Here is a 14,996-nt window from a genome sequence, read left to right as displayed (position 1 = left end):
TCCAAAAATTATAAGGGTTTTTGATAAGCCATCAGGTAGTTCACATCCATTTTAAAGGATAGGCCAACATGCTGGGTTAAAGGATTAAAGTGGATGCCGCGACCATCCATTAAAACCAAGTCTGCTTGGCGCGCCATGGCATCTAATTCTGAAGGTTTAATAAATTTTTCGTGGGTATGGGTGCCTTTAGGGACTAGGTTGAGCAGTTGCTCTGCAGCAAATATGGCCAGTAAATAGGACTTGTAATTACGGTTGAGCGTTGAAAAAAATATCCAACCGCCGGGTTTGCAAGCCAGCGCAGCCGCTTTGATGATGGCTGCTGGGTCGGGGACGTGCTCTAACATTTCCATACAGGTCACCACATCAAATTGTTCGGGATTTTGCTCGGCAAAGGTTTCAGCGGCAATCAATTGGTAATTCACTTGAATGCCGGTTTCCAAACAATGCAATTTTGCAATGGTTAATACTTCTTCAGCCAAATCAATTCCAGTGGTGTTAGCGCCAGCCAGCGCCAAAGATTCTGAAAGAATACCGCCACCGCACCCTATGTCTAAAACGGTTTGGTTTTTTATGGGCTGAAAGTGTTTGATAAACTCCAAGCGAATGGGGTTGATTTTGTGAAGTGCGCCAAATTCGCCTTCGGTATCCCACCAGGTGGAAGAAAGGCGGTTAAAGTTGTCAAGTTCTTGCGGATCTGCATTGCGAGTCATAGGTTGGCTTTTTGAATTGATGAAATTGTTCGAGATTATAGCGTTTTTGTCGTTTGATGAAAAATAAACCTTGCTAAACAACCTTGAAAGCAAAGCTATGAATGGGTTAGGGCCTTGCATTTAGTGGATTATTACAAATAAATTTCGGTATAATGCGAAATTCATTTAAAACCAAAGAACGACTTATTCTATGTCAGATTTTGCACGCGAAATAATACCCATTTCTCTCGAAGATGAGATGAAAACTTCCTACCTCAGTTATGCCATGAGCGTTATCGTTGGCAGAGCACTACCTGATGTGCGTGATGGCTTGAAGCCAGTGCATCGTCGAGTGCTTTATGCCATGAATGTATTGGGTAACGGCTGGAACAAACCTTATAAAAAATCGGCTCGTATTGTCGGTGACGTGATCGGTAAATACCATCCGCATGGCGATACGGCGGTTTATGACACCATCGTTCGTATGGCGCAGCCTTTCTCATTGCGTTATATGTTGGTTGATGGTCAAGGTAACTTTGGTTCGATTGATGGTGATGCACCTGCCGCCATGCGTTATACCGAAGTGCGTATGGCTAAAATTGCTCATGAATTATTAGCAGATTTAGACAAGGAAACTGTCGATTTTACGCCTAACTACGATGAATCTGAGTCTGAGCCAAATGTGCTGCCCACGCGTATTCCTAACCTATTGGTGAACGGTTCGTCGGGGATTGCGGTGGGTATGGCAACCAATATTCCGCCCCATAATATCAATGAAACCGTGAGTGCTTGTATTGCGTTGATTGATGATCCCAATTTGACTGTGTGTGAATTAATGGATTATTTACCAGGCCCTGACTTCCCCACCTATGGCATTATCAACGGTAATGCGGGTATTCGTGAAGCCTATGAAACAGGGCGTGGCCGCGTGCAAATGCGTGCCAGAACTCTAGTTGAAACCGATAAGTCTGGCAAGAATACCATTGTTGTTTACGAAATTCCGTATCAAGTCAACAAGGCGCGTTTAATTGAGCGTATTGCGGAACTGGTTAAAGAAAAGAAAATTGAAGGGATCACGGCGCTTCGTGATGAGTCTGATAAAGACGGTATGCGTATTGTGATTGAATTGCGTCGTAATGAAGTCCCTGAAGTCATCATCAATAACCTTTACAAGCAAACAGCCATGCAAACCGTGTTTGGTATTAACATGGTTGCCTTGATAGATGGTCAGCCTAAGCTATTGAATTTGAAAGAGGTCTTAACGGCATTCATCAAACATCGCCGCGAAGTCGTGACCCGAAGAACCATTTATGAATTGCGTAAAGCCCGCGAAAAAGCACACCTTTTAGAAGGTTTAGCCTTGGCGTTGACCAATATCGATGAAATGATCGAATTGATTAAAGCCTCACCAAGTCCTGTGGTTGCAAAAGAGCGCATGCTAGAGCGCCAATGGCCCATAGGTAAGGTGACTGAATTACTAGAGCGCGTTGAATTGAAAGATGTGCGTCCAGAGGATTTACCCGAAGGCTTTGGTGCAGATGGGGATGTTTATCGCCTATCTCCTGTTCAGGCGCAAGCGATTTTAGAAATGCGCTTACACCGTTTAACGGGCTTAGAACAAGACAAAATCATTGCCGAATATAAAGAATTGTTGGCTAAAATTGCTGAATATCTTGAAATCTTGTGCAACCCAGACCGTTTAACCGAAGTGGTTCGTGATGAGTTGTTAGAAGTGGTCGCAAACTATGGTGATAAGCGTCGGACTGAAATCGACCATGCTTATCAAGATTTGGATGCAGAAGACTTAATTACCCCAGAAGACAGAATCGTCACGCTTTCTCAAGATGGTTACATCAAAACTCAGCCGTTATCAGATTATCGTGCTCAGCGTCGTGGTGGTCGTGGTAAATCTGCAACTCAGATGAAAGAAGAAGATGAAGTTGGGCAAATTTTTGTCGCCAACACTCATGACATGCTGTTGTGCTTCTCTAATAAAGGTAAGCTTTATTGGCAAAAAACTTGGCAATTGCCGCTCGCCAGTCGAGGTTCTAAAGGTAAGCCCATAGTGAATGTGTTGCCTTTAGATGAAAACGAACACATTACATCGGTATTGCCAGTCAGCCAGTTTGATGGTGAGCATTTCGTATTTATGGCAACGCGCTCGTCGGTTGTTAAGCGTGTGGCTCTGTCTGATTTCTCTCGCCCAAGAGCCAACGGAATTATTGCCGTTGACCTAGATGAAGGTGACGAATTAGTGGGTACTGCACTGACGGATGGTTCGAAAGACATTATGTTGTTCAGTAATGTCGGTAAAGCCATACGCTTTAATGAAAATGATGTGCGCGTGATGGGTCGTCAAGCCCGTGGTGTTCGTGGTATGAAGCTGCAAGATGATATGCATATCATCAGTATGCAAGTTGCTTCTGAGAATACCTTGATTTTGACCGCCACCGAACATGGTTACGGCAAGTGTACGCCTGTTGAAGATTATTCGACCATTAACCGTGGCGGTCAAGGTGTGATATCCATCAAAACATCCGAGCGTAATGGTAATGTGGTGGATTCTGTTGCCGTAACACCAGACCAAGAGTTGGTGCTGATTACCAATAAAGGCACCCTAGTGCGTACGCGCATTTCAGAGGTGTCGATTGTTGGACGCAACACCCAAGGCGTTAAGTTGATTAATGTTGGCAAAGGCGAATTGGTGGTAGGTATAGCAGTGGTCGATATGGAAGAGGATTCTGATGAAGATGTCCTAGACGCTTCTGTTGAAACAGCGGCAAGTCAAGCCCCAAACCCTGATGCACCCAGCGCTGAAGCCGATACCACAGATCAAACCGAATAATAACAATATTAACGAAATGTGCAGGTTTAAAACGCCTGCACCTTTGTTGCAATTTTATTTTGAAAGAGAACTTTATGAGAGCCTTTAATTTTAGTGCGGGTCCAGCCATGCTGCCTGAATCGGTCATGCGCAAAGCACATGCAGAATTTTTAGACTGGGATCATTCTGGAATGTCAGTGATGGAAGTCAGTCACCGCAGTAAAGAATATATGGCTGTGGCACACCGCATGGAAGCAACTTTGCGTGAAGTGATGGCTATTCCAGATAATTACAAAGTGTTGTTTACCCACGGTGGCGCTTCTTTACAGTTTTCAGCCATTCCATTGAATTTAACGCAAGCAGGTGATTCAGCCGACTATTTTAATACCGGTGTTTGGTCAGACAAGGCCATGACAGAAGCCAAGCGATATATTCAAGTGAATGAAGTCTGCAAAGATGAAAATAGTATTCCAGCAGAATCGACTTGGCAGTTTTCAAAAGATGCCAAATATGTGCATATTTGCCAAAACGAAACCATTACCGGGGTTGAATTCCAAGAAGTTCCTAAAACCGATAAAATCATTGTGGCTGATTTTTCATCAACCATTTTGTCGCGTCCGATTAATGTGTCTGACTATGGCGTGATTTATGCCGGTGCACAAAAAAACATTGGACCAGCGGGTTTGTGTATTGTGATTGTACGCGAAGATTTAATCGGTCATGCTCGTCCTGAAACGCCAAAACTCTTAAATTGGGCAACTTACAACGATAACGAATCTATGTTTAATACCCCAGCAACCTTCTCTTGGTATTTAGCCGGTTTGGTTTTTGAATGGATTAAAGAAGTGGGTGGTGTTGAAGCCATTGGTCAAATTAATCAACGCAAAGCCCAAAAATTATACGACCTGATTGATGCTTCAAATCTTTACTATAACGAAGTTGATCCTGCAGTTCGCTCATGGATGAATGTCACCTTTAAGTTTAAAAATCATGACCTTGAAGATGCTTTTTTAAAAGAATCTAAAGCGGCTGGTTTTTTAAGTTTGAAAGGTCATAAGGCTTATGGTGGAATGCGAGCCAGTATCTACAATGCCATGCCCGAAGAAGGCGTGGATGCTTTGGTTGAATTTTTAAAAGCCTTTGAAGCTAAAAACGCTTAAACACAACGGAACTGTTTTTCTATGCAAGATAGCCAAGCGGCAGAACTCGAAAAAATTCAGCTGACCGAAATACGCAATGCCATTGATGCCATTGATCGCCAGATTCAAGACTTAATAGGGCAACGCGCTTTATGTGCCCAAAAAGTTGCTGACATCAAAACACAAGGCGGAAAAGTTGAGGCGGTTTTTTACCGCCCTGAAAGAGAAGCGCAGGTGCTCCGCGCGGTGCGTGAACGCAATGAATCTTTAATTTCTGATAATGACATGGCACGACTATTTCGTGAAATTATGTCAGTCTGTTTGGCGTTAGAGCATCCGACTCGAGTGGCTTATCTTGGGCCAGAAGGCAGTTATTCTCACTCCAGCGCACTCAAACAATTTGGGACTTCTGCCCATCCTTTAGCAGTTTCTACAATTTCAGATGTTTTTAAAGCCGTTGAAAAGGGTGAAGCGGATTACGGTATAGTGCCCGTTGAGAACTCCTCTGAAGGGGTAGTCAAGCAAACCCAAAACGAATTGATTAAAACGGGTTTAAAAATCAGCGGAGAAGTGGACTTAGCCATTCATCATTGTCTACTTTCGGTGAGTCACGACATAGAAACCATTGAGCGCGTTGCTGCACATCCTCAAGCGCTTGGGCAGTGTGAACAATGGTTAAAAAATAATTTTCCTGGCGTTCAACTCATGCCTGTTGAGTCCAATGCCTTGGCCGCTAAAATGGCTAAGGAAGATCCAACGCTTGCGGCGATTGCATCCGAACAAGCGGCACAGTTATATGAATTGCATATTCTTGAAGCCAATATAGAAGACCAAAAAGACAATACCACTAAGTTTTGGGTTGTTGGATCTGAAAAAACTGCACCGAGTGGACTTGATAAAACGGCTTTGATTGTGTCTATGCCGAATAAGGCAGGGGCTTTGATGGATGTGTTGGCTAGCTTTGCCAATCGTAAAATCAGTATGACGCGCATTATTTCAACGCCTTCGGTTAATAAAAAATGGGACTATGTTTTCTTTATTGATGTTTTAGGGCATCAAGATGAACCTTTATTGCAAGAAGCCTTGCAAGAAGTGAAAGATAAGTCTTTGTTTTATAAGTTGCTTGGCTCATTTCCCGTTTCTCCTCTAGACTAATTCTTGGAATCTCTATGTTTTGCGATCAAATTCAACCTCAAATTTTAGGGATTAGTCCTTATGTGCCTGGAAAACCCATCAGCGAGTTACAGCGTGAACTGGGTTTAAAGCGTATTTCTAAATTAGCGTCTAACGAAAATCCATTAGGTGCTAGCTTAAAAGTGACAGCAGCCATTCAAGCAGAATTTGCTGATATTGCGCGTTATCCGGATGGCAATGCCTTTTATTTAAAGTCTGAGTTGGCCAAATTTTTTAAGGTCACTGAACAACAAGTGGCTTTGGGGAATGGCTCTAACGAAGTGTTAGAGCTGGCTGCTCGTGTGTTTGCCGGCCCAGGCGATGAAATTGTTTATTCACAATATGCTTTTGCGGTTTATCCTATTTGTGCGCAAGCCGTTGGTGCAACCGGTGTAGAAGTGCCTGCTAAAAATTGGGGGCATGATTTACCTGCAATGCTAAAAGCCATTACGCCTAAGACTAAAATGGTGTTTTTGGCAAATCCCAATAACCCAACCGGCACGATGTTTCGAAGAGCTGAATGGGAGGCTTTTATTAGCCAGGTACCAAAACAGGTCATCGTGGTTTTGGATGAGGCTTATGTCGAATATGTTGAGGATGCCGACTATGCAAATGGTCGCGAATATTTAGAAACTTACCCTAATTTATTGATTTCAAGAACCTTTTCAAAAGCCTATGGCTTGGCATCATTGCGAGTTGGTTTTATGTTAGGGTCAGAGGAAGTGATTGCCTATCTTAACCGTTTACGCGAACCTTTTAATATTAATCAGTTTGCGCAGGTTGGCGCAGTGGCGGCTTTGCAAGATCAAGCCTTTGTTAATAAGGGTGTCGCTTTAAATAAGGTCGGCATGCAGCAAATGGTTAATGCCTTTGCGGATATGGGGTTAAATTATATTCCCTCATATGGCAATTTTGTGTGTGTGGAGTTTGCGCAAAAGCCGGGTCTGGCGGCAGAAATTAACCAAGCTTTACTAAAGCAGGGTGTTATTGTGCGCCCTTTGGCGGGTTATAAAATGCCTGATCATTTGCGTGTTTCGATTGGTTCTGTGGCTGAAAATCAGCATTTTATTGATGTACTTAAAAGTTTAAAGTCGTTGTATGCTTGATTCGGCAGTTTCTGAGTTTAAAGGTATTGATAAGCTCACGGTTGTAGGCGTCGGTTTAATTGGCGGCTCTTTTGCCTTAGCATTAAAGCAGACAGGCCTGGTTAAAAATATCGTTGGTTTTGGTCAAAATGAGGCTAATTTAAAAACTGCGGTTGCCTTGGGTGTGATTGACAGTTACAGCTTGTCTATGGAAAGTGCCGTGAAGGGGGCAGATTTGGTGATGCTGGCTGTGCCCCTAGGTGCAATGGCATCTAGTCTGCAAGCCATGCAACCTTTTTTAGAGCCACAAACGATAGTGACCGACGCTGGCAGCGCTAAAATGGCGGTCATTCGTGCGGTTGAATCCGTTTATGGAAAAGTTCCTGCTAATTTTGTCCCAGGGCATCCGATTGCCGGAAAAGAAAAAAGTGGCGTGACAGCGGCTGATGCGATGTTGTATCAAAAACATCGGGTGATCTTAACGCCTTTGGCTGATACAAATCCTGCAGCCGTTGAATTGGTTCGCCAGCTTTGGTTAGCTTGTGGTGCGCTAGTGACAGAAATGCCATCGCATGTTCACGATGAAGTTTTTGCGGCGACCAGTCATTTGCCCCATATTTTAGCGTTTGGCTTAGTGGATATGCTTAACGAGCACAAAGAGTTAGGTGATATATTTCAGTACACCGCTGGCGGTTTTCGAGATTTTACGCGTATTGCTTCCAGTGATGCCACCATGTGGCGCGACATAGCACTCACTAATAGTGATGCCGTTTTAAAATGGTTAGAAAACTACCAACAAGCTTTGCGTCACATGAGCGAGCTGATTCAAAAACAAGATGGCGACGCCTTATACAAATTATTTGCCAGTGCTAAAGCGGCTCGTGATGCCCATATTGTCAATAAACAACCCATTCAATCGTGAAGTATTAAGAGTAAGGTTTGAGGAAAATTATGTCTAAAAATGTCCGTTTTAAAGTCCAACCTGGTGGTTCAATCAAAGGTCGTATTCGAGTGCCGGGTGACAAATCTGTTTCTCATCGCAGTATTATGTTGGGTTCGATTGCCGAAGGTGTAACCCATGTTAGCGGCTTTTTAGAAGGCGAAGACAGTTTGGCTACCTTAAAAGCTTTTCAGGCGATGGGTGTGCAAATTGAAGGCCCTCATAACGGGGATGTGACAATCCACGGTGTGGGTTTAAGGGGTTTGAAAAAGCCTTCAGTGCCTTTGGATATGGGAAACTCTGGCACGGCGATGCGTTTAATGGCAGGCATTTTAGCGGGGCAAGATTTTGAGTGTGAATTGATTGGTGATGCTTCTTTATCAAAGCGTCCCATGAAACGCGTGACGGATCCTTTAAGACAGATGGGCGCAGAAATTGATACCGCAGAAGGCGGTATGCCCCCTTTGAAATTAAAAAAAGGTCAGCCTTTAAAAGGGATTCAATATACTTTGCCAATGGCGAGTGCCCAGGTTAAATCTTGTTTAATCTTGGCTGGACTCTATGCTGAAGGTACAACAGAAGTCATTGAGCCAGCGCCAACGCGTGACCACACAGAAAGAATGTTGAATGGTTTTGGCTATGCTGTGCACACGGAAAAGCTTGATGGGTCAGCGTCAAAAATGACAGTCACTGGCGGCGGAACACTAACAGCGATGAATATTGATGTGCCCTCAGATATATCCTCAGCGGCTTTCTTTATGGTGGCAGCATCAATTGCACCTGGTTCTGATTTGGTGATTGAGCATGTTGGTATTAATCCAACCCGCACGGGTGTTATCGATATTCTTAAACTAATGGGTGCGGACATTACGCTTGAAAACGAACAAACTGTCGGTGGCGAACCTGTGGCAGATGTGCATGTGCGTTATGCGCCTCTGAAAGGTATTGAAATCCCTGAGGATTTGGTTCCGTTAGCCATTGATGAGTTTCCGGTGTTGTTTGTTGCAGCCTCAACGGCTGAAGGTAAAACGGTTTTATTTGGCGCTGAAGAGTTACGTGTTAAAGAATCCGATCGTATTCAAGTTATGGCGGATGCCTTAAATGCCGTTGGGATTCACGCGCAACCCACCCATGATGGTATGGTGATTGTGGGTGGCAAGCAACAAGTTCAGAAAGATGAGATTCAAAGTCATCACGATCACCGTATTTCAATGGCGATGACCATTGCCGGTTTAACGGCAGTGTCTGAAGTGGTGATTGAAGATTGTGCGAATGTGAATACTTCTTTCCCAACTTTTTTAACCCTGGCCAATCAAGTCGGTTTAAAAGTCACTGCGGAGCAAGCATAAATGGACGCTTTATCACATCCAGTCATTGCGATTGATGGCCCTAGTGGGGTCGGTAAGGGGACCTTGGCGCAATACTTGTGTTGTAAAACAGGGTTTAATTTATTGGACAGTGGGGCGATTTATCGCGCCTTAGCCTTTGGCGCTTTAAAATCCAATATTTCAGCGGAAAATCTACCAGGCCTGGTCAATTTAGCAGAAAATTTACCCGTTAAATTTGTCGATACCTCAATTATTTATGAGGGTGAAGATGTCACCTCTAAAGTGCGCAATGAAGAAGTGGCTGCTGCTGCCTCTATAGTGGCGGCAATTCCGGAGGTACGCGCGGCTTTACTCAAACGCCAAAAAGGATTTGCGATGGCGCCTGGCTTAGTGGCTGATGGCCGAGATATGGGAACCGTTGTTTTTCCACAAGCCCCCGTTAAAATATTTTTAACAGCTTCTGCCGAAGTTCGTGCAGAAAGAAGAGTAAATCAGTTGAAATCTCAAGGGGTTAGTGCTAATATTGTACAGATAACTTCGGACATTATGGCTAGAGATGAAAGAGATCGTACTCGAACCACCTCGCCTTTAGTGCCTGCCAGTGACTCGGTGATTATAGATACCAGCGAGTTATCCATCAATCAAGTGTGCGATAAGGCCATTGATTTATTATGGAAAGCAGGCATTTTAAAATGATGTTTTTCTTTGAGTGATAAGCGAATTAACTTAACTCATTGATAATAAAAGTTAATAATCCTCGTTGGGGTTTGCCTAAACGGGGATTTTGTTTTTACAGATTTTTCGGTTGCATTAATTGGGAAATGCACCTTTTAATAATTGACCCGTTGTTGTTTTGGAAACCCCAATCAGAAGAAAAACACGGTTTGAAAAAATGTTGGTAAATTATCCATGAGTGAATTATCTTTCGCTGAGTTATTCGAACAATCTGACGAACAAGTCAGATTCCAAACTGGTTCATTAATTATCGGTACTGTTGTTGGTATCGACAAAGAAACCGTTCTTGTTGATGCAGGCATGAAGTCTGAGTCAGCAGTTCCAAAATCACAATTCTTAGACGCTAACGGCAAACTAGAAGTTGCTGTAGGTGATCAAGTAGAAGTTTACCTAGAAAGCCTAGAAGATGGTTTCGGTGAAACTCGCTTGTCACGCGAAAAAGCGAAACGCGCTAAGACTTGGGATGTTCTTGAAGCGGCTCTTGAAGCTAAAGAAACTGTTATTGCATTTGTTACTGGTAAAGTAAAAGGTGGTCTAACGGTTGATGTTCAAGGCGTTCGTGGTTTCTTGCCAGGTTCTCTTGTGGATATTCGTCCTATCCGTGACTTCGGATTCCTAGAAGGTAAAGAAGTTGAAGCAAAATTAGTTAAATTAGATCGTAAGCGTAACAACGTTGTTGTTTCTCGTCGTGCTGTTATCGAGCAAGAAAGCTCTGCAGAGCGTGATGCGTTACTAGACACAATGGAAGAAGGCACAGTTCTAAAAGGTATCGTTAAGAACCTAACTGACTACGGTGCATTTATCGACCTAGGCGGTATTGACGGTCTATTACACATTACTGACATGGCATGGCGTCGTGTTAGCCATCCTTCAGAAGTTATCCAAGTGGGTGACGAGATTGATGTTAAAGTTCTTAAGTTCGACAAAGAGAAAAACCGTGTTTCTCTAGGTATGAAGCAATTGGCTGATGATCCATGGTCTGATATGGTTGCTCGTTACCCAATGGGTGCTGAAGTAAAAGGTAAGGTTGCTAACATTACTGATTACGGCGCTTTCATTGAAATCGAAGATGGTATTGAAGGTTTGGTTCATACGTCTGAACTAGATTGGACTAACCGTAACATTCACCCATCTAAAGTGGTTCATTTGGGTCAAGAAGTTAACGTTAAGATTCTAGATGTTGATCAAGAGCGTCGTCGTATTTCTTTGTCTATCAAGCAATGTACTGTTAACCCTTGGGAAGCTTTCTCTGCAACTCACAACAAAGGTGACAAGATTGTTGGTAACATCAAGTCTATCACTGACTTCGGTATCTTCTTAGGTCTAGAAGGTAACATCGATGGTTTGGTTCACTTAACTGATATTTCTTGGTCACAAACTGGCGAAGAAGCCATTCGTGATTTCAAGAAAGGTGATGAATTAGAAACAATCATCCTATCTATCGATCCTGAGCGTGAGCGTATTTCTTTAGGTCTTAAGCAGTTAGAGCAAGATCCTTTTGGACAGTATGTCAGCACTAACGGTAAAAACTCTATCGTTACAGGTAAAGTGACTTCTGTTGATGAGAAAGGCGCTGTTGTTTACCTAGGTGAAGAAGTTGAAGGTTACCTTCGCGCTTCTGAATTGATGGAAGATACTCGTGATGCACGCACTGTGTTGAAAGAAGGTGATGAAGTTGAAGCTAAAATCATCAACATCGATCGCAAAAATCGTTCAGTTTCATTATCTGTAAAAGCGAAAGAAGCACAAGAAGAAGCTAATGCTATTAAAGATTACTCTGCTTCTACTGATGTTTCTAGCAATACGCTAGGTGATTTGTTGAAAGACCTTAAAGGTTAATCAACCCTGAGGTACCCTTCAGAAGGGTCGTTTTGGTCAGGTGCTCATTATTAAATTTGCACCTGTCACCTTTCTAATGATTAGATAGAGAAAATGGCATGACCAAGTCAGAATTGATAGAGTTGATTGCAAGAAAACAAACTCAATTTAGTCAGAAGGATGTTGAGCTTGCAGTTAATCAAGTTTTAGACTCTATGATAGATGCATTATCACAGGGTGACAGAATTGAAATTCGCGGTTTCGGGAGTTTCAGTTTGCATCATCGCAAAGCAAGAGTTGGTCGTAACCCTAAAACGGGCGAAAAGGTTGAGCTGAGTGATAAGCGTGTACCGCACTTTAAGCCAGGTAAATCCTTGCGTGAAGGGGTAGATGCTTCTAAAGATAACACCGATATCATAAAGTGATTTTTTAAAGGTTTGATAGATGTAATTAGGTTTGCATCATTCGCTCCTTAATTTAAAAAAGGGTACAATGGATTTTCCGTTGTATCCTTTTTTTTTATTGAAGAAATAGACCAATTATGTTGAAAATTTTATCTTTAATCGTGACTGTAGGCGTTTTGTTGTTTGGTTTGGCGCTGGGGGTTTTAAATCCTACCTTGGTCAAGTTTGATGCATTTTTTGCTGTTTTTGAGTTACCTTTATCAGTGCTGCTCGCTTTAACTTTGGTTTTAGGTGCTTTATTGGGTGCTTTAATTGTATTTGCACAAGTATTAAAAATGCGTTGGTTGCTCAAGGCGCAAGTCAGAAAAAATCAAAAACAAGCAGATCAGCTCGTTCAATTAACCAAAGAAATAACACAGTTTAAGGTTGGTCAAAAATCTTTAGAAACCAGCCAGAATTTAACTTTAAATTGATTTTTATAATTTTACAAAGGCTTAAAAACCATGTCGTTAGATCCCAAAGTTCTCATAGCACTTGACTTTAATACGATTGAATCAGCGCTTAATTTTGTATCCACCGTTTCACCAAAGAGTTGTCGTCTAAAGGTTGGTAAAGAATTGTTTGCTGTCGGTGGTCCACAATTTGTGGAAGCCCTTATTAAGCAAGGGTTTGATGTTTTTTTAGATTTAAAGTATCACGATATACCAAATACGGTCGCAAAAGCCTGCCAAGCAGCAGCCAAAATGGGCGTATGGATGGTCAATGTTCATGCCTTAGGGGGTTATAAAATGATGACGGCTGCTAAAAATGCTTTAGCAGAATTTGAAAAGCCGCCAATTTTAATTGCAGTGACCATTTTAACCAGTATGGGGCAAGAGGATTTACAGCAAATTGGGCTTGCCGGAACACCCGCAGAGAATGTGTTGCGTTTGGCGAGTTTGGCAAAAAAAGCAGGTTTGGACGGTGTGGTATGTTCTGCACAAGAAGCCTCAATTCTGAAAGCTGAGTTGGGTAAAGATTTTTGTTTGGTCACTCCGGGGATTCGTCCAGCAGGCAGTGATGCTAATGATCAGCAGCGTATCATGACGCCCGCTGAAGCGATGCAGGCGGGTTCACATTACCTTGTCGTGGGGCGACCAATTACTCAAGCGGATGATCCAAGTGCAGTGTTAGACCAAATCAATCAATCAATTGCCTAAAACTCTATTTAAGTACCTGTTTTTTTAAGATTTTAGCTTGTTAAAATTTACAAAATGGGTATAATCCACGCTTTCGGCAAGTTGCCCGAAATCCTTGCTTCACTGGTTCATTTTTAAAAAGATTTTTTAATTAGGCCAGGGGGCTGTTTTTAATCCAAAAGGAGATTTGAATGCGTCATTATGAAGTCGTATTTTTAGTTCACCCTGATCAAAGCGAACAAGTACCTGCAATGGTTGAACGCTACCGTGGTGTTATTGAAGAAAAAGGTGGAAAAGTTCACCGTCTTGAAGATTTAGGTCGTCGTCAATTGGCCTACCCAATCAACAAAGTACACAAAGCTCATTACATCCTAATGAACATCGAATGTGGTCAAGTAGAGCTTAAAGAGCTAGAAAACTTGTTCTACTACAACGATGCCGTTTTACGCAATATGATTATTAAGCGTAACGAAGCGGTTACTGAACCTTCAGTATTCCAAGGTAAAAAAGAAGAAAAACGTCAAGGAGCTTACAATGGCTAGAGGATTTGGTAGAAAGAAATTCTGTCGTTTTACAGTTGATGGAATCAAAGAGATTGACTACAAAGATTTAGATATCTTAAGAAGTTATATTACTGAAACTGGCAAAATTGTTCCAAGTCGTATTACTGGAACAAGTGCAAAATATCAGCGTCAATTAGCAACAGCTATCAAACGCGCTCGTTATATTGCGTTGTTGCCTTACACAGATCAACACAAATAAGAAGTTTGTAGAACTGCAGTAAGGGGTTGAAATGTTAGCAGTTGCAAGTTTTTCGATGAAAGGGGCTACACAAGCCTTTATTGCAACCCTGGTATTTTCAGCGCTGACCGTTTGGTTAGCCCCATTTGGTGTTATTGTTGGTGCTTTAATTGCACTGGTAACCCTTAGAATTGGGGTGATTGAAGGGTTAAAAACATTGATAGTCGCTGGTGCCACCAGTATTTTACTATCAACGACCATGTTAGGAAGTTATTGGCCGGGTTTGGTTTCCATTATGGAGTATATGCTCCCAGTATGGATTGCTTCCGTCGTTCTTCGTAATACTAACTCTTTGGCACTGGCATTAAATGCCATCATGATGTTAGTTGGGCTTCTGGTTATCGGCTTTCATTTGATGGTTGGTGATACAGAAGCCTGGTGGATTCAACTTTATAACACTCAACTGGCCCCGCTCTTAGAGCAGGCAGGCGTTGATTTTAAAGAGTTGGATGTCACTCAAATGGTATCTATGATTACCTTGTTAATGGCTATTTTTGCAGTAACACTTTGGTTTTCAATAGTGCTGTTGGGTCGTTGGTGGCAAAGCAAGTTGTATTATCCAGGTCGCTTTAGAGAAGATTTTTATCAACTTAGACTGCCTAAAAATGTCGCCTATGTCACGGTTGTTTTTGCTGTGCTAGGGCTGGTTTTAGATGGCAATAATTTGATACAAGATTTATCAAGTGTTCTGATGGCAGGTTTAATGTTTCAGGGATTGGCAATTATTCATTTTGCTGTCAATCAAAGAGCTTTAAACACAGGCTGGCTAGTAGGCTTATATGTTTTATTGTTGTTGTTTCCACAAACACTTTTGGTTTTAGCCACGGTTGGACTTTTGGATATTTGGATGAATGTCCGTGTTCGATTGCAAAAAGATTAAAT

15 protein-coding genes are annotated in these 14,996 nt (G+C 42.3%); 14 read left to right on the top strand and 1 reads right to left on the bottom strand.

What is annotated here, in order from left to right; all coding sequences use genetic code 11:
- Window positions 1-8 precede the first annotated feature (8 nt).
- Window positions 9-710, bottom strand: coding sequence for a bifunctional 2-polyprenyl-6-hydroxyphenol methylase/3-demethylubiquinol 3-O-methyltransferase UbiG (gene ubiG / locus THMIRH_RS06825; RefSeq protein ID WP_173291379.1), 702 nt, complete (start codon window positions 708-710; stop codon window positions 9-11).
- 190 nt (window positions 711-900) lie between these two features.
- On the opposite strand from ubiG, the gene gyrA reads away from it, so the two are divergent.
- From gyrA to THMIRH_RS06755, 14 genes are all read left to right on the top strand, one after another.
- Window positions 901-3,534, top strand: coding sequence for a DNA gyrase subunit A (gyrA, locus tag THMIRH_RS06820; RefSeq protein WP_173291378.1), 2,634 nt, complete (start codon window positions 901-903; stop codon window positions 3,532-3,534).
- A 74-nt stretch (window positions 3,535-3,608) separates the two neighbouring features.
- On the top strand, window positions 3,609-4,673 hold the full coding sequence (serC, locus tag THMIRH_RS06815) for a 3-phosphoserine/phosphohydroxythreonine transaminase (RefSeq protein WP_173291377.1): 1,065 nt from the start codon (window positions 3,609-3,611) through the stop codon (window positions 4,671-4,673).
- A gap of 21 nt (window positions 4,674-4,694) precedes the next feature.
- Complete coding sequence (gene pheA, locus THMIRH_RS06810) at window positions 4,695-5,807, top strand: prephenate dehydratase (RefSeq protein WP_173291376.1); 1,113 nt, start codon at window positions 4,695-4,697, stop codon at window positions 5,805-5,807.
- Window positions 5,808-5,821: 14 nt separating this feature from the next.
- Window positions 5,822-6,931, top strand: coding sequence for a histidinol-phosphate transaminase (gene hisC, locus THMIRH_RS06805; RefSeq protein ID WP_173291375.1), 1,110 nt, complete (start codon window positions 5,822-5,824; stop codon window positions 6,929-6,931).
- Window positions 6,924-7,832, top strand: coding sequence for a prephenate dehydrogenase (locus THMIRH_RS06800; RefSeq protein ID WP_173291374.1), 909 nt, complete (start codon window positions 6,924-6,926; stop codon window positions 7,830-7,832). The genes hisC and THMIRH_RS06800 overlap by 8 nt, the downstream gene beginning before the upstream one ends.
- A 29-nt stretch (window positions 7,833-7,861) precedes the next feature.
- Complete coding sequence (gene aroA / locus THMIRH_RS06795) at window positions 7,862-9,199, top strand: 3-phosphoshikimate 1-carboxyvinyltransferase (protein WP_173291373.1); 1,338 nt, start codon at window positions 7,862-7,864, stop codon at window positions 9,197-9,199.
- Entirely contained in the window at window positions 9,200-9,874 is a 675-nt protein-coding gene (gene cmk / locus THMIRH_RS06790; RefSeq protein ID WP_173291372.1) for a (d)CMP kinase, read from the top strand.
- A gap of 213 nt (window positions 9,875-10,087) precedes the next feature.
- The gene (gene rpsA / locus THMIRH_RS06785) at window positions 10,088-11,752 is read left to right on the top strand and encodes a 30S ribosomal protein S1 (RefSeq protein WP_173291371.1); all 1,665 of its coding nucleotides are present in this window, start codon (window positions 10,088-10,090) and stop codon (window positions 11,750-11,752) included.
- 98 nt (window positions 11,753-11,850) lie between these two features.
- Window positions 11,851-12,156, top strand: a complete 306-nt coding sequence (locus tag THMIRH_RS06780) for an integration host factor subunit beta (RefSeq protein ID WP_173291370.1) — start codon at window positions 11,851-11,853, stop codon at window positions 12,154-12,156.
- A 116-nt stretch (window positions 12,157-12,272) separates the two neighbouring features.
- Entirely contained in the window at window positions 12,273-12,608 is a 336-nt protein-coding gene (locus THMIRH_RS06775) for a lipopolysaccharide assembly protein LapA domain-containing protein (protein ID WP_173291369.1), read from the top strand.
- Between the two features lie 30 nt (window positions 12,609-12,638).
- Entirely contained in the window at window positions 12,639-13,334 is a 696-nt protein-coding gene (gene pyrF / locus THMIRH_RS06770; RefSeq protein ID WP_173291368.1) for an orotidine-5'-phosphate decarboxylase, read from the top strand.
- A 170-nt stretch (window positions 13,335-13,504) separates the two neighbouring features.
- Window positions 13,505-13,855 (top strand): 30S ribosomal protein S6, encoded by a 351-nt coding sequence (rpsF, locus tag THMIRH_RS06765; protein WP_173291367.1) that lies wholly within the window; start codon window positions 13,505-13,507, stop codon window positions 13,853-13,855.
- Window positions 13,848-14,075, top strand: a complete 228-nt coding sequence (gene rpsR, locus THMIRH_RS06760) for a 30S ribosomal protein S18 (RefSeq protein ID WP_173291366.1) — start codon at window positions 13,848-13,850, stop codon at window positions 14,073-14,075. Before rpsF ends, rpsR begins: the two co-directional genes overlap by 8 nt.
- Before the next feature lie 31 nt (window positions 14,076-14,106).
- Window positions 14,107-14,994 (top strand): DUF2232 domain-containing protein, encoded by an 888-nt coding sequence (locus THMIRH_RS06755; protein ID WP_173291365.1) that lies wholly within the window; start codon window positions 14,107-14,109, stop codon window positions 14,992-14,994.
- Window positions 14,995-14,996 lie beyond the last annotated feature (2 nt).

The sequence above is a fragment of the Thiosulfativibrio zosterae genome (genome assembly GCF_011398155.1).
In the GTDB taxonomy this organism is placed as follows: Bacteria; Pseudomonadota; Gammaproteobacteria; order Thiomicrospirales; family Thiomicrospiraceae; genus Thiosulfativibrio; species Thiosulfativibrio zosterae.
This window is presented reverse-complemented; position numbering and strand designations above follow the sequence as displayed.

Bases quoted from the DNA above. Each gene is read 5' to 3' on its own strand.
- rpsA (WP_173291371.1), top strand. From the start codon at position 10,088: ATGAGTGAATTATCTTTCGCTGAGTTATTCGAACAATCTGACGAACAA.
- hisC (WP_173291375.1), top strand. From the start codon at position 5,822: ATGTTTTGCGATCAAATTCAACCTCAAATTTTAGGGATTAGTCCTTAT.
- rpsF (WP_173291367.1), top strand. From the start codon at position 13,505: ATGCGTCATTATGAAGTCGTATTTTTAGTTCACCCTGATCAAAGCGAA.
- THMIRH_RS06775 (WP_173291369.1), top strand. From the start codon at position 12,273: ATGTTGAAAATTTTATCTTTAATCGTGACTGTAGGCGTTTTGTTGTTT.
- serC (WP_173291377.1), top strand. From the start codon at position 3,609: ATGAGAGCCTTTAATTTTAGTGCGGGTCCAGCCATGCTGCCTGAATCG.
- pyrF (WP_173291368.1), top strand. From the start codon at position 12,639: ATGTCGTTAGATCCCAAAGTTCTCATAGCACTTGACTTTAATACGATT.
- pheA (WP_173291376.1), top strand. From the start codon at position 4,695: ATGCAAGATAGCCAAGCGGCAGAACTCGAAAAAATTCAGCTGACCGAA.
- THMIRH_RS06800 (WP_173291374.1), top strand. From the start codon at position 6,924: ATGCTTGATTCGGCAGTTTCTGAGTTTAAAGGTATTGATAAGCTCACG.
- THMIRH_RS06780 (WP_173291370.1), top strand. From the start codon at position 11,851: ATGACCAAGTCAGAATTGATAGAGTTGATTGCAAGAAAACAAACTCAA.
- THMIRH_RS06755 (WP_173291365.1), top strand. From the start codon at position 14,107: ATGTTAGCAGTTGCAAGTTTTTCGATGAAAGGGGCTACACAAGCCTTT.
- ubiG (WP_173291379.1), bottom strand. From the start codon at position 710: ATGACTCGCAATGCAGATCCGCAAGAACTTGACAACTTTAACCGCCTT.
- aroA (WP_173291373.1), top strand. From the start codon at position 7,862: ATGTCTAAAAATGTCCGTTTTAAAGTCCAACCTGGTGGTTCAATCAAA.
- gyrA (WP_173291378.1), top strand. From the start codon at position 901: ATGTCAGATTTTGCACGCGAAATAATACCCATTTCTCTCGAAGATGAG.
- cmk (WP_173291372.1), top strand. From the start codon at position 9,200: ATGGACGCTTTATCACATCCAGTCATTGCGATTGATGGCCCTAGTGGG.
- rpsR (WP_173291366.1), top strand. From the start codon at position 13,848: ATGGCTAGAGGATTTGGTAGAAAGAAATTCTGTCGTTTTACAGTTGAT.